This is a genomic window from Limnohabitans sp. (genome assembly GCF_017848645.1).
Lineage (GTDB): Bacteria > Pseudomonadota > Gammaproteobacteria > Burkholderiales > Burkholderiaceae_C > Limnohabitans_A.
This window is the reverse complement of the sequence record NZ_JAFEIF010000041.1, coordinates 49,499-62,784: the sequence shown is the minus strand read 5'-3', so window position 1 is coordinate 62,784 and position 13,286 is coordinate 49,499. Positions and strand designations below refer to the sequence as shown.

At 62.7% G+C, this 13,286-nt stretch carries 12 protein-coding genes; 1 reads left to right on the top strand and 11 read right to left on the bottom strand.

Going from position 1 to position 13,286, the window contains the following annotated elements:
* Positions 1–15 precede the first annotated feature (15 nt).
* Genes QZ190_RS09130 through QZ190_RS09115 form a run of 4 tightly spaced genes read right to left on the bottom strand, consistent with a single transcriptional unit; the run spans position 16 to position 4,612 of the window.
* Positions 16–1,467: a GDSL-type esterase/lipase family protein gene (locus QZ190_RS09130; protein ID WP_291915454.1), complete on the bottom strand. Its 1,452-nt coding sequence runs from the start codon at positions 1,465–1,467 to the stop codon at positions 16–18.
* Positions 1,464–2,447 carry a DUF459 domain-containing protein gene (locus tag QZ190_RS09125; protein WP_291915453.1) on the bottom strand — a complete coding sequence of 328 codons (984 nt, stop codon included), beginning with the start codon at positions 2,445–2,447 and terminating at the stop codon, positions 1,464–1,466. Before QZ190_RS09125 ends, QZ190_RS09130 begins: the two co-directional genes overlap by 4 nt.
* Before the next feature lie 13 nt (positions 2,448–2,460).
* Positions 2,461–3,873, bottom strand: coding sequence for an MBOAT family O-acyltransferase (locus QZ190_RS09120; protein ID WP_291915452.1), 1,413 nt, complete (start codon positions 3,871–3,873; stop codon positions 2,461–2,463).
* Between the two features lie 10 nt (positions 3,874–3,883).
* Positions 3,884–4,612 (bottom strand): lytic transglycosylase domain-containing protein, encoded by a 729-nt coding sequence (locus QZ190_RS09115; RefSeq protein ID WP_291915451.1) that lies wholly within the window; start codon positions 4,610–4,612, stop codon positions 3,884–3,886.
* Between the two features lie 74 nt (positions 4,613–4,686).
* Here QZ190_RS09115 and mnmA point away from each other — a divergent pair, with 74 nt between their 5' ends.
* Positions 4,687–5,832, top strand: a complete 1,146-nt coding sequence (gene mnmA / locus QZ190_RS09110) for a tRNA 2-thiouridine(34) synthase MnmA (RefSeq protein WP_291915450.1) — start codon at positions 4,687–4,689, stop codon at positions 5,830–5,832.
* 1 nt (position 5,833) lies between these two features.
* On the opposite strand, the gene tcuB is transcribed toward mnmA, so the two are convergent.
* The 7 genes from tcuB to QZ190_RS09075 form a co-directional block, all read right to left on the bottom strand.
* On the bottom strand, positions 5,834–7,000 hold the full coding sequence (gene tcuB, locus QZ190_RS09105) for a tricarballylate utilization 4Fe-4S protein TcuB (RefSeq protein WP_291915449.1): 1,167 nt from the start codon (positions 6,998–7,000) through the stop codon (positions 5,834–5,836).
* Positions 6,987–8,429 carry an FAD-dependent tricarballylate dehydrogenase TcuA gene (tcuA, locus tag QZ190_RS09100; protein WP_291915448.1) on the bottom strand — a complete coding sequence of 481 codons (1,443 nt, stop codon included), beginning with the start codon at positions 8,427–8,429 and terminating at the stop codon, positions 6,987–6,989. Before tcuA ends, tcuB begins: the two co-directional genes overlap by 14 nt.
* Positions 8,430–8,461: 32 nt before the next feature.
* On the bottom strand, positions 8,462–9,217 hold the full coding sequence (locus QZ190_RS09095) for an SDR family oxidoreductase (RefSeq protein WP_291915447.1): 756 nt from the start codon (positions 9,215–9,217) through the stop codon (positions 8,462–8,464).
* Between the two features lie 163 nt (positions 9,218–9,380).
* Positions 9,381–10,340, bottom strand: a complete 960-nt coding sequence (locus QZ190_RS09090) for a LysR substrate-binding domain-containing protein (protein WP_291915446.1) — start codon at positions 10,338–10,340, stop codon at positions 9,381–9,383.
* A gap of 4 nt (positions 10,341–10,344) precedes the next feature.
* Entirely contained in the window at positions 10,345–11,373 is a 1,029-nt protein-coding gene (locus QZ190_RS09085; protein ID WP_291915445.1) for a C4-dicarboxylate ABC transporter, read from the bottom strand.
* A gap of 75 nt (positions 11,374–11,448) precedes the next feature.
* Complete coding sequence (ssb, locus tag QZ190_RS09080) at positions 11,449–11,943, bottom strand: single-stranded DNA-binding protein (RefSeq protein WP_291915444.1); 495 nt, start codon at positions 11,941–11,943, stop codon at positions 11,449–11,451.
* A gap of 78 nt (positions 11,944–12,021) precedes the next feature.
* Complete coding sequence (locus QZ190_RS09075; RefSeq protein WP_291915506.1) at positions 12,022–13,209, bottom strand: MFS transporter; 1,188 nt, start codon at positions 13,207–13,209, stop codon at positions 12,022–12,024.
* Positions 13,210–13,286 lie beyond the last annotated feature (77 nt).

Sequence of the window (13,286 nt, the reverse complement as noted above, 5' to 3'; positions counted from 1 at the left end):
ACCGCCTGCCAAAACTCAACGGTTGGCCGCAGGCGAAGGCAAAGGCAAAGGGTCAAACAGGGCCGGGCCCCAGCCCAAATCTTGCGCCATCAACTGCGCCAAACGCTGATAGCCGGGCACGGTGAAGTGGATCAGGTCCCGCGCCATCAGAGGCGGGTTGTGCCGCGCCCATCGGTAAGCACTGCCTGCGCCGCCCATGGCCTCGAACATGCTCCAGGCATGGCAGCCATTCGCCTGCGCCACCTGCTTTTGAATGCGGCCAATCTCGTCGTGCACGCGGGTAAAACGCAGCACATCGGGGGCGGCTGCTTCTGCGCCACGGGGCGCGGACATGCTCCCCTTTTGTGAACGCCGCAACAACACGCCCCTGTCGCCCGGCGCGATCAGCAAGCAGGCCGTTTGGGGAAACGCCGCCCGCCACTGAGACACCGAGGCCTGCAGCATCTGCCGGTAAGCCTGGGCACTGAAGGGCTGGACATTGCCCTCGTTGGTGCCAAAAGCCAACACCACCAGGTCATAAGGCGGCTCGGGCCACCAGGGCGCAAGCGACTCCGGCCGCACATGCCGCCAGCCCCCGACCGTGGCCCCGGGATAGCCAAACACATCCATTTGCAAACGCACAGATGGGGCCACCGGCCACTCCAGGCCCTGCACCCGCAAGGGGCCTTGCACCACCCGCAAGGCCAGGGTCGAGATGCCGCTCTGGCCAGCCAACTCCAGCACAGCTGGCCCCTGAGGGCCCTGCAAGCTGATGGTCTGTTCGGGACCGTCGTCCACCCGCAGCGCCAGCAAGATGGGCCGCTCGGTCTGCTGGTAAAGCAGGCGCACAAGGGCATGCTCGGCGCGCCTGGACGCGCTGCGCAGGTCCAGCGCCAGCCAGGCACCGTCCTGGCGGCTGCGCATGTTGACCAAGCCGGGGCCCGGGTAAGCCGCGCCGTCACTTTGGGCATGGGCGGGCTCGTAATGCCAGTCGGGGCTCACACAGGTTTTGCGCAAAGGCAGGCGCACGCCCGCACGGCCCAAGTTGGCCGGCACGAAACGCGCACGCACCTGATCGGGCGCAAGGCGCGACAAACGCTGCAGCTCCTGGGTGAAAAACCCGGCCGCCAGGTGGCTGTCGCTCCAAATGCCGACGCGCAACACCGAAGCGCCCACCCGAGGCCACAAAGGCGCAGCGGCAGGCCCTTCATTCTGGACAGGCTCCGGCCTCTGGGATGCGGCCTTCAAATAGGTCTGCACCTGCTGGTCGACCTCGGCCTGAGTGGGCCATTCAACCGGGTCGGGATCGGCCGGTCTGGGGGGCCTTGGCTTAGGGGGTGGCAAACCGCATTGCAAATCGGGGGCATCGGACTGAGTCTGCACCTGCATGCGGGTGACGGGCGCTGACCCGCTTTGGGCCTGCCCCAGTGTGCTACTCCAGGTCAACACCAGGCAGACGGCCGCTTGTGCAAGCTTGAAAGGTTTCATGGCTGCCGCGCCTGCTCGATGTGGGTCAGCAGGGCTTGGCTGATCAGGCGCTGGCCCGAAGGCGTGAGGTGGATGCCGTCTTGGGCGCGCAGATTCACACGCTGTCCATCTTCTTTGAGTTTGAATTTTTGAAAAGGTGCTGACAAGGTGCCGATCAGGGGCTCTGTGGCCAGGTAATCTGTTCCCCATTGGGTGGCTCGGGCGTGAAAGATGTGATTTTGCAGGACGGCGCCGTCCCGGATCCGACCTTCCTGCATGGCGGGCAGCCCCACCCAGATCACGCGCACCTGGCGCTGCTCGGCAGCGGCCAACACCTCGTCCACACGCAAAGCGTAGTTCAAGGCCCAGCCAGGTGATGGAAACAAATGGCGACGACCATCGACCAGCAAGTCCCAAGGGTCATTGGGGCCCAGAAAGACCACCAACAGGGTCAGGCTTTGGGCATCCATTTCATCGGCCATGCGGGCGGGCCAATCAAAGTACCGCCGCATGGTCAGACCCGTGCTTGTACGGCTCAAATCCTGCACTTGCCAATCGGGGTACAGGCGCTTGATGTCTCGCATGAACAAGGGCGCAATGCCTTGCATCATCGAGTCACCCGCCAGCAAAATGCGCTGGGGACCCAGGGCCAGCTTCTGTTGCGCCAAGGTGGGCAAAAATTCTCCCGGCGGCAACGGACTGGGCAAGTCCTGCAGCTGCGGTGGCTCAGGCGTGCGCTTGGGCAAGGCCTGCGCCTCCTCTTGAATACCCGCCGAAGAGGGCCAATTCAAACGAAACAAGGGCCTGGCACCACCAGAGCGAACGCGCTCATCGAGCCAACGTGAAGGCGCAAACAAAGCATCGGCCACGGCAGGCGGCAAAGCCGCCTCCAGGCTGACGTGGTAGCGAACGCCCAGGTACTTCTCCAGGGAAGTCAGCCAACTCAGGCAGACCACCAAGGCCACGCTGGGCAAAAGCCAACTGAGTTGACGTGCAGACAAATGACGGCGCATATCAAAACCGGAAATAAATGAAAGCAGGCACCCCCTCGGGGGCCCCATACAGCACCACACACAACAGCAGGGCCAGCAAAACGGCGCCCAGCCAGGGCCCCAAACGCGCCAACCCAGCCACGCTCTGACGCTGCCACCACAAGGCCCGAGGACTCAGGCCCCACACCAGCGCAGCCACGCCCAACAAACCCCACCACGGCAATTGCTCGGGCAGCCAAAAACCAGCCGGGCTATCCCACAGGCCCTGTAACATGTGCAGCGCCTGAGGCACCGACTCGGCGCGAAAAAACACCCAGGCCACACTGACAAAAACAAAGGTCAGGATTTGCGCCACCGAGCGCGGCCAAGCCGGCATACCCAGGCGCTTGGCGGTGTTCTGCACCACCACGCCCAGCCCGTGCAGCAAACCCCAGACCACAAAAGTCCAGTTGGCCCCGTGCCACAAACCGCTGATCAGCATGCCCAACAGCACATTCAGCTGCGTGCGACCCCAGCCCAGTCGGTTGCCGCCCATGGGGATGTAAATGTAATCGCGGATGAAGCTGGACAAAGACACATGCCAGCGTGTCCAGAAATCGGACAGGTTGCGCGCCAAATAGGGCTGCCGAAAATTGACGGGCAACCGGTAACCCAGCAACAAAGCCAGCCCGGTCACGATCAGGGTGTAGCCCGCAAAATCCAGAAAAATCTGCAAGCTGTAGCCCAGCATGGCAGCCGCCAGCGACACACTGGCGTAGTGGTCGGGAAACTTGTAAACCGGGTCCACCACCTGCGCGGACAACCAGGACGCCAACACCACCTTTTGCACCAGACCCAAGGCGATCAGATACAGGGCCAGCCAAGCTTGGCGAGGGCGGCCCACGCGGCGGGCCGGGTTTTGCTCATCGATCTGGGCAAAAAATTGCTCAGCCCGCCAGATCGGCCCGGCAAACAAGGTCGGCCAAAAACTCAGGAACAACAGCACATCCGGCCAGGAACGGGCCAAAGCCGGTGCGCGCCCCACCATGACCAGGTAACTCACCGCCTGAAAGGTGAAAAACGACACCCCCACAGGTGTCACCCCATCGAGCACGGGCAACAAGGAGACAAAGCCTGTGTGCTGCAGGAGAGCCTGAAAGGTCTCACGCACAAACTCATAGTATTTGACGAAAAAAAGAAAAGACCCGGCCAGCCACAGGCCCAGCACCAAGGGCAACCGCCCTGGCCCAGCCCGCTCAATCCAGCGCCCCAGACCCCAGACAACGGTGCTGTAAGCCCCCAAAACCAAAGCAAAAATGGGCACCCAGGTGGCGTACAAGCCGTAAGCTGAGGCGATGAGCAAGCCGCGCTGCGCACGCGGGTGTTCGGCCAAAGACCAGTAAATTGGCAAAAACAACAAACACAGGAGCGCGAACTCGGGCGAGACAAAACTCATTCAGAACAATTCACTGTGTAGGCACCTTCACACCTGCGGCCACTTGATCGAGCAAGGCCTGCTCAGCCATGACCTTGGCCACATATCCGCCATCTTCCGTGAGCTCATAGCCGCCCAGATAAAACTTGAGGCCCTCCTCGATGGAGCCACCACGCAGCTTGATGGCGTCGGCCAGCACGCCGACGCCCACACGCAAATTGGTGATCGGGTCAAAAGCCGCCAATTTGCCACCATAGGCTTCGTAGCGCTGGGCATGGATGCCGGTCATGACCTGCATCAATCCTTGCGCTCCGGCTTGGCTTTGCACATAAGGGTGAAAGTTGGATTCGATGGCCATCACCCCCAAAATCAGGTGAGGGGCCAGCTTGTGCTTTTTGCCCAGCACATGGGCCTCGGCCACCAAGGCCGCCAAAGGCTCGGGCGCCACTTTGTACTTGCGCCCCAGCCAGACGGCCACGGCCGCCTGAGGTCGGGGCAGGTCCTGTAAATGGACTGCGGTGGCACGATCGGCTGCGTTTTCCGGCAACCAGGACAGCAACACCTGACGCTCACGCAACCAGTCGAACAGCGCCCCCTCCGCTTGGTTCAACCATTGGGGCTGCCACCACAAGGCCAGCACCAGGGCGGCCGCTCCCAAGCCCACCATGGCCAAGCCACTGTGGGTCACGATGAACAGGCCTCGCGCCGTGTCGCGCAAGAAAGTCCGGATGGGGGGGCACCATGTGCAATGCAAGGTCATGAATGGGAACCAATCGGGCATTATAAATTTTCGCCATCTGCCGACCGAGGCGGCGCGCACGGGATAATTCGGGCATGTCTCATCTTGCACGTGTGGTCGTCGGTTTGTCCGGCGGCGTCGATTCAGCCGTCACCGCCCATCTGCTCCAACAGCAGGGCCACGAGGTGATCGGCATCTTCATGAAAAACTGGGAAGACGACGATGACAGCGAGTACTGCTCGTCCAACGTCGACTTCGTCGATGCCGCCGCCGTCGCCGATGTGCTGGGCATCGAGATCGAGCACGTCAATTTCGCGGCCGATTACAAAGACCGGGTTTTTTCAGAGTTTGTACGCGAATACCAGGCTGGACGCACGCCCAACCCGGACATCCTGTGCAACGCAGAAATCAAGTTCAAGTCGTTTTTGGACCACGCCATGCGCTTGGGGGCCGAAAAAATTGCAACGGGTCACTACGCCCGCGTGCGACAGAACATGACCACAGGCCTGTTTGAGCTGCTCAAGGGCCTAGACCCCTCCAAAGACCAAAGCTACTTTTTGCACCGCCTGAACCAGGCGCAATTGTCCAAAACCCTGTTTCCGGTGGGCGAACTGCACAAGACCGAGGTGCGCCGCATTGCCGAAGAGATTGGCCTGCCCAACGCCCGGAAAAAAGACTCCACCGGCATTTGCTTCATTGGCGAGCGGCCGTTTCGCGAGTTTTTGAACCGCTACATCAGCAAAGAACCCGGCCCGATCAAAGACCCGTCAGGGCGCACCATTGGAAAACATGTGGGGCTGAGCTTTTACACCCTGGGCCAGCGCCAGGGCCTGGGCATCGGTGGCATCAAAACCAAAGGTGCACAAAGAGGCGGCGGCGAACACACACCTTGGTTTGTGGCCCGCAAAGACATTCCGAACAACACCTTGTGGGTGGTGCAAGGCCACGACCACCCCTGGCTGCTGTCACCCCAACTGCAGGCCACCGATGTGAGCTGGTGCGCGGGGCAAGCGCCGTCGCCAGGGGCCTATGCCGCCAAGACGCGCTACCGGCAAACCGATGCGCCTTGCGTTCTGCAAGCGCTCGGCATGCCCGATGGGTCCACAGGTTTTGAGTTGTCGTTCAGCGAACCCCAATGGGCGGTCACCCCCGGACAAAGCGCGGTGCTGTACGACGGCGAAGTGTGCCTGGGGGGTGGCGTGATCCACTCGGCCAGCGCCTGCCCCCCCAAGACGGACTGATTTATTCCGCGCCCAGCCCCAATCGGTTAGGCTGGCGCTTTTCGATGGCAAAGCGCAGCAAAGCCGCCGTGCGGAAAACGCCGTGCGCAAACTTGCCATAGGGCAAGGTCAAGAACAAAGCCATCACCGCGCCCAGGTGCAGCGCCAGCATCAAAGGCATGGCCGCCGTGGTACCCAGCAGCCACAGCAATAAGCCCGTCACGCTGACCAAAAACAGCAAAGCGATGAAACCCCGGTCCATGGGCTTTTGCGCTGCGTCGCCGTGGTCCGGGTGGCGGCGCAGGTTCAAGCGCCACAAACCGGCTGTCCCCACCGTCAGACTCACCCCGCCAATGACGCCGAGCAGCTTGGGCAAAGTGCTCAGGTCATACGGTGCGGGCCAACCCAAAACATAGTGGTAGAGAGTAGCCACGCTGGTGGCAGCAAAACACAGCATGAAGCCGTAAAACGTCAGGTGGTGGTAGCGCCTGCGGGCATGCGTCCACGCGTCGTCTTCGTTGTGGCAGCCGTCGCCGTGGCCACCGTCCAGGTATTTCAGGCGCAAGGCGGCGTGCGCGGCCTCGGCAGCGGCGGGTGGCGTCAAATCGGCCCCGCTGGTGGCGGGCGTCACATCACGCCAAAAGCGCCGAACACCCAAGGCGAGCGCCAAGACGGCAAACAAGAAGATGGGCGCGAACAAACTCACCATCAGGTTGTGCGGAAACACCGCATAAAAGCCGCCCGCAACCGGAGCAGACCACAGGGTGCCCTGGCGCAACATGGCCAAAGCCAGGAACAGCGCGAGGCCCGCAGCCAAGGCCACCGACAAGGTCAGCCCGTTGCGTTGGTACAAACTGCCCAAGGCGGGTGGCCAAGCGTAGTCGGCATAGGTCTGGCCGCGCACCTGGGCCATGGCCTTGGGCACGTTGATGGCAAAGTCGTGCGGTGGAGCATATTGGCAAGCGTGCAGACACGCACCGCAGTTGTGGCACAAGTTGGCCATGTAATGGATATCGGCCTTGCCAAACTCCAGCCGCCGCGTCATGGCCGGGAACACCGCACAAAAACCCTCGCAGTAGCGGCAGCCATTGCAAATTTGCATTTGCCGGGCCACTTCGGCTTCGGGTGCGGTCAACTCGCCGCGTGCCAGCGCACGGGCATCGCGCGTCAGGGCTTCAAGCGTTTGCATGAGCCGCTCCTTCTTTTTGAGCTTTGACGGCTTTGGCCGCCTGCTCGCCCGCGATGCGGCCAAAGGCCGTGCCAATCGTCATGCCCACCCCGGCGGTGTAACCCTTGCCCAGCACATTGCCCGCCATCATCTCGCCCGCCACAAACAGGTTGGGGCTGGGCTGGTCGTTGAATCGCACAGCGGTCGTGTCATCGGTTTTGAGGCCCAGATAAGTGAAAGTGACGCCAGGCCGCACGGCATAGGCGTAATAAGGCGCGGTGTCCAGCGGACGCGCCCAATGGGTTTTGGCCGGACTCACGCCCTCGGTGTGGCAGTCGTCCAGCGCCGTGTGATCGAACTTGCCTTCGCGGCAGGCCGCGTTGTAGTCGTTGAGCGTTTGCATGAAGGTCGCTTCATCCAGGCCCAGCTTGCGGGCCAGCTCGGGCAGGCTGTCCGCCTGCGTGCCTTCAAACACAGGCGGCATGAAGCGGCCCACTGCCTTGGCGTCGATGATCGAATACGCCACCTGTCCCGGCTGCTGCGCCACCAAACGGCCCCAGATCGCGTAACGCTTGGGCCAGAAGTCTTCGCCCTCGTCGTAAAAACGCCGCGCCTCGCGGTTGACCACCACGCCCAATGACACGCAGTCAATGCGGGTGCAAATGCCGCCGTCGTACAAGGGCGCACGGGCGTCGATCGCCACCATGTGCGCCTGCGTCGGGTCACCAATGCGGTCAGCGCCTTGTTCCAACATGTGCTTGAGCAAGACGCCCTGGTTAAAGCGTGTGCCACGAATCAAAAACTGATCCGCCGGGTATTCACCACGCTCGTTTTGCCCCCAAGCCTCGCGCAGCCACTCGCGATTGGACTCGAAGCCCCCAGCTGCCAACACGCAAGTGCGGGCCTCGATGCGTTCGCGCCGCACGCTGCCATCGGGCAGCTTGTGCATGACCGACGCGGCCACAAAGCGGCCCTCATCCAATTCAACGGTGTCGACTTCGGCGTTGTAGTGGATCTGCACGCCCAATTTTTCGGCGCTGCGGTAATAGGCATTGACCAAGGCCTTGCCCCCGCCCATGAAAAACGCGTTGGTGCGGGCGGTGTGCAAAGCGCCCGACAGCGAAGGCTGAAAGCGCACGCCGTGCTTGACCATCCAGGGTCTGCAGGTGGCCGAGTGGCGAATCGCCAAACGAGCCAGGTGCTCGTCGGTCAAGCCGCCTGTGACCTTGAGCAGGTCTTGCCAGAACTCTTCTTCCGGGTAGGCATCGACCAGCACATCTTGGGGGGCGTCGTGCATGCAGCGCAAATTGCGCGTATGGCCCGAATTGCCACCGCGCCACTCGCGCGGGGCCGATTCGAGCAGCATCACGCTGGCCCCAGCTTCGCGGGCCATGAGGGCCGCGCACAGGGCCGCGTTGCCGCCGCCGATGACCAAAACATCCACACTCATAAACACTTTCAAAGAGGGCGATCAGGACCGCATCAAAACTGGTATTTGCGCAAACCACCGTCCACCGGAATCACAGCGCCCGTGATGTAACTGGCCAAGGGCGATGCCAAAAACGTGACCAGGTTGGCCATGTCTTCGGGCTCGCCATAGCGGCCCATGGGGATTTCGTTCTCGCACTGCCACTGGCGGTACTCGGGCGTGTAGTTGCGAAAAATCTGCTCGGAATGGATACGCCCCGGCGGCACGCAGTTCACCGTCACGCCGTGCTTGCCCACCATGCGCGACAAACCTTTAGCCCAGCTGTGCATGCCGGCCTTGGCGCAAAACGCCCCATTGGTGTGCTCGGGTTCGCTCTTGCCAGTGATATTAATGATGCGGCCCCATTGGCGCGCAATCATCTGGTCGATCAAGGCATCGGCCACTTGGCGCGGGCGGTGAAAGTTCAAGGTGATGGCTTCTTGCCAGGCCTCTTCGCTCACATGCAACTCTTTGAAGCTGCGCGACCCCCCGGCGTTGTTCACCAAAATGTCCACACTGCCCAAACCCGCCAGAGCCGCATCGGCCAAGCGCTTGGCTGCGTCTTCGGCATACAGGTCTGACTCGATGATCACGGGGGCGTGACCCCCTGCGGCCACGATCTCGGCGGCCAACTCCTGGAGTTTGTCGACGCGGCGCGCCGATACCGCCACGCGCACGCCCTCAGCGGCCAGGGCTTTGGCGATGCCACGTCCTATGCCCACGCTGGCGCCAGTCACCAAGGCTGTTTTATTTTTGAGCTGCATGTCCATGGAAATCTTTCAAAAGGATGTCTAAGACTGGACTTTAGCCCGCCCCCACAACTTTGCGCAGCCCCTGACAGACATAGGGCCATCACAAAGCGTGATACCCCCCGGCTTAACCACCTTTAGGTCGTGTCTTGGCAGCATCCCCCGGGACGCGACCCACTCAGACTCAGACCTGTGGACTCAGTGATGCGCCCAGCCAAGCGCCGCTGCCCACCAAGGTACGCGCGCAATCGGCCAAAACCACCCGCGCAGCCAATGCGGCAGGAGACAGCTCATCCTCGGACAAACCACACAACCAATTGCTGCGCTTGACCTGGTGATCGGTGATGCGTGCCATGTGCAAAGACTGCTTGGCATCGGCTTGCCGCGCTACAGCCGCCCAAGGCTGCAAGGTAGCGCCCATGCCCGCTTGCACAGCGTCCATCAGCATGGACAGGGAGTCGACCTCCAGCGCCACCAAGGGTGTGAGCTTGGCGCGCAAAAAAGCGGCGTCCAAGGTGCTGCGCAAACCGTGTGGACCTGTGGGCAAAATCAGGGGCTGATCCTTGAGTTGGGCCATGCGCAAAGCAGCCGGCACCCCGGGCTTGATGGCGTGGCGTGCACTGATCAGGAAAATATCCTCTTCTATCAGCGGCAACACACTCCAGCGCCGGGCCGCTTGAACCGACGGGCTTGTGCCCATCGGCAGGTCAAACAGCACGGCCAAATCGAGTTGGCGCGCGTTGAGCATGCTCGACAAATGGCCCGACAAACTCTCGACCATGTGCAGGCGCACATCTGGATAGCGCTCACGCATGGCCTGCATCAAGGGCAAGCCCAGCACTGCCGCCGTGGTCGGAGCCAAGCCCACGCTCACCGTGCCCGTCAAACGGGCCTGCTGGGCGGCACGAATGGCCTGCTCCGCATGGCGCAGCGTGAGCTGGGCCTCTCGGAAAAAAGCCGCGCCCGCCTCGGTGGGCGTCACGCCCTGTGGACTGCGCTGCAAAAGGCGGGTGCTCAACTCGCCTTCCAAACGGGTGATTTGCTGGCTCAAGGCCGACTGCACCAGGTTCAAATCCAGCGCGGCGCGGCTGATGCTACCCAGCTCCACCACCCGCACAAAATAACGCAGTTGCCTCAGTTCCATGGCGTCATCTGCCTGCGGGTTGGAATGGGTCTGCACCCGCCTTGGGCAAGGGCGCAGGCCCTTCGGGCTGCAGCAGTTGCCCCCGCATCAAACCGCGCAGCGTGGCCAGCAGCAAAGTGCCAATGACACCCGTGACGACCCACAGCCACACACTGGCCAGCCACTGCGCAAGCCCCGGCTCGGGGCTCAGGAGCAAGCCCAGCGCCGCCGAAGCCGCCAAGGGAAAAGACATCCCCCAAAAAGGCATGCCAAAGGGCTGCTGCAGGCAGCGCCTGAGCACCGTGAAAGACAGCAAGGTAAAAAACAAAGCCACGCCCGCCAGCATGTGCACCGCCAAGGCAGGCGCACCCAGCGCATGCCCCGACAGGGCCAGCACCGAAGGCGGTGCGATCATGATGAAGGTGGTGGGCAACAGGCGCTGCGGCCATAAGCCCCACATGCCAATGCGCACCCAAACCAGCGCGAGAGCCACCGGCCACAGCACCGCCGCCAGCCCGTATTGCGCGGCCGCCCACACGGGGTGCCCCAAGCTCACCCCGGCCAAAGCGGGCAACACATTGCCCACCACCGGAATGAACAAGGCGGGGGTGATCGCCGGCCAAAAATCCTGCCCTGTCAAACCCGGCTGCAGCCAACGCCCAACCACACCCAAAGTGGCCAGCAGCAAACCCGTTGCACCCAGCATCCACATCACATCGGCCCACAGGCTGTAACCCTGGTGCACCACCCACACCGTGGGCAACAACACCAACGAAGACGGAAGCGCGGCCACAAACACATGCCGAATGGGATGGCGTGCATCCGCCAGCAAGGCCGCCGGGTACCGCACCAGCCGCCACAACTGGCCCAGCAGCAGCACCACCAACACCCCTGCAGCCAGCACGCCCACTGCCTGCGACACCAGCAGCGCCACAGACCCCGAATGGGGCACGGCACGCGCCCAGGCCAGCGACAAACCGCACAGGCCCATGACCATGGCAAACCAGGCAAAACCCAGGTGCTGCACGGAGGGTGCGGGCGTTTGTTGTGTCATGAGGAAACAGGGGCGTTAAAAAACCCGTGGGGTGAGCCACGGGTTGGGGTTTGGCACAGCAGCCGCTTGTCAAAATTAGAACGGAATGTCGTCGTCCATGTCGTCAAAGTTGCTGGCCGCTGGCTTGGGGGCCGCAGCCGGGCGCTGAGCGGGCGCAGCCGCAGGACGCGCAGGGGCCTGGCGGGGCGCATAACCCCCACCGCCACCGCCATCTTCAGACGGGCCGCCCATGCCCTGGCGGCTGCCCAGCATCTGCATGCTGTCGGCACGGATGTCGGTGGCGTACTTTTCCACGCCGTTTTTGTCGGTGTATTTGCGGGTGCGCAGGCTGCCTTCGACATACACCTGGCTGCCTTTGCGCAGGTACTGGCCCGCGATCTCGGCGAGCTTGGCAAAAAAGCTGATGCTGTGCCACTCGGTGGCCTCGCGCATCTCGCCCGTGGCCTTGTCCTTGTAACGGTCGGTGGTGGCCACGCGGATGCTGGTGACCGCATCGCCCGAGGGCAGGTAGCGGGTTTCGGGGTCGGCGCCCAGGTTGCCGACGATGATGACTTTGTTGACGGATGCCATGGAAACTCCTCGATAGATGCACCAATTATGGGGCCAATCCGGCCTCTGGCGGGCCGATGCCCAAGCCTGCCACGCCCCTCAAGCCGCCTGTCCGACGGGTGCAGCACGGCCCGGCGTTTGCATGGGCCAGGCCACCCACAGCCACACCAGCAGAGCAAGGCCGCAACACAAAAACAGCACCGGGCTGCCCCAGGACTTGACCAGCCAGCCGCCCAACAGCCCACCGGCAAAAAAACCCAGCGACTGCAGCGTGTTGTAGACCCCCATGGCCGTGCCGCGCATGGCCCGAGGCGCGATGCGCGAGGCCAAACTCGGCTGCGTCGCCTCCAGGGCATTGAAGCCACAGAAAAACACCAGCAGCAGCAGTGCCATCGCACTCAAGCTGGTGGTGCCAGCCGACTGCACCAGCAAACCCGCCTCCACCAGCGCCATCAAAGCAATTGAGATGAGAAAGACTTTTTTCAGGTGGCCACGCCGCTCCATGGCAAACACCACACCCAAAAACAAAAACGACAGCAAGACCGCTGGCAAATACACCTGCCAGTGCTGCGACGTCTGCAAACCCGCCTGAACCAGCAAGGCCGGCACCGACACCCACATGGCCAGTTGCACCGCGTGCAACACAAACACGCCCACATTCAGGCGCATCAGGTCGGCATGGGCCAGCACATCACGCAGTCGCCCCCGGCCCTGCCCCAGCACCGGCTCGGGCGCAGGGGGCGCCCCCCAAATGACCACGCCCACGCCCAACAGCGCCAGCAGACCCGTGAGCCAAAACAGGCCGGGTAAACCAATCCAAGCTGTGAGCAAGGGCGATACCACCAAGGACAGGGCGAACATCAAACCGATGCTGCCGCCCACCAAAGCCATGGCCTTGGTGCGCACCTCGTCGCGCGTCAGGTCGGCCAGCAAGGCCGTGACCGCCGCCGACACCGCCCCCGCCCCCTGCAAGCTGCGCCCCATCAGCAAACCGGTCAGGTCGGTGGCCGCAGCCGCCCAAAAGCTGCCCAAGGCAAAAATCACCAAGCCCAACACAATGACGCGCTTGCGTCCAAAGCGGTCCGAGGCCATGCCAAAGGGCAGTTGCAGCAAGCCCTGCGTCAGGCCATAAATGCCCATGGCCAGGCCCAGCCACACCGGGTCTTCACCGCCGGGGTAGCGGCGCGCCTCGAGGGCAAACACGGGCAAGACCAGAAACAAACCCAGCATGCGCAGCGCAAAAATGCTGGCCAGCGAGGCGCTGGCACGGCGCTCGATGGGCGTCATGCGCAAAGCGTCTGAATCGGAATAAGGCGAGGAATCGGCCACAAAAGAACTCAAAAAGCCCCAAAACGGGGAAATGC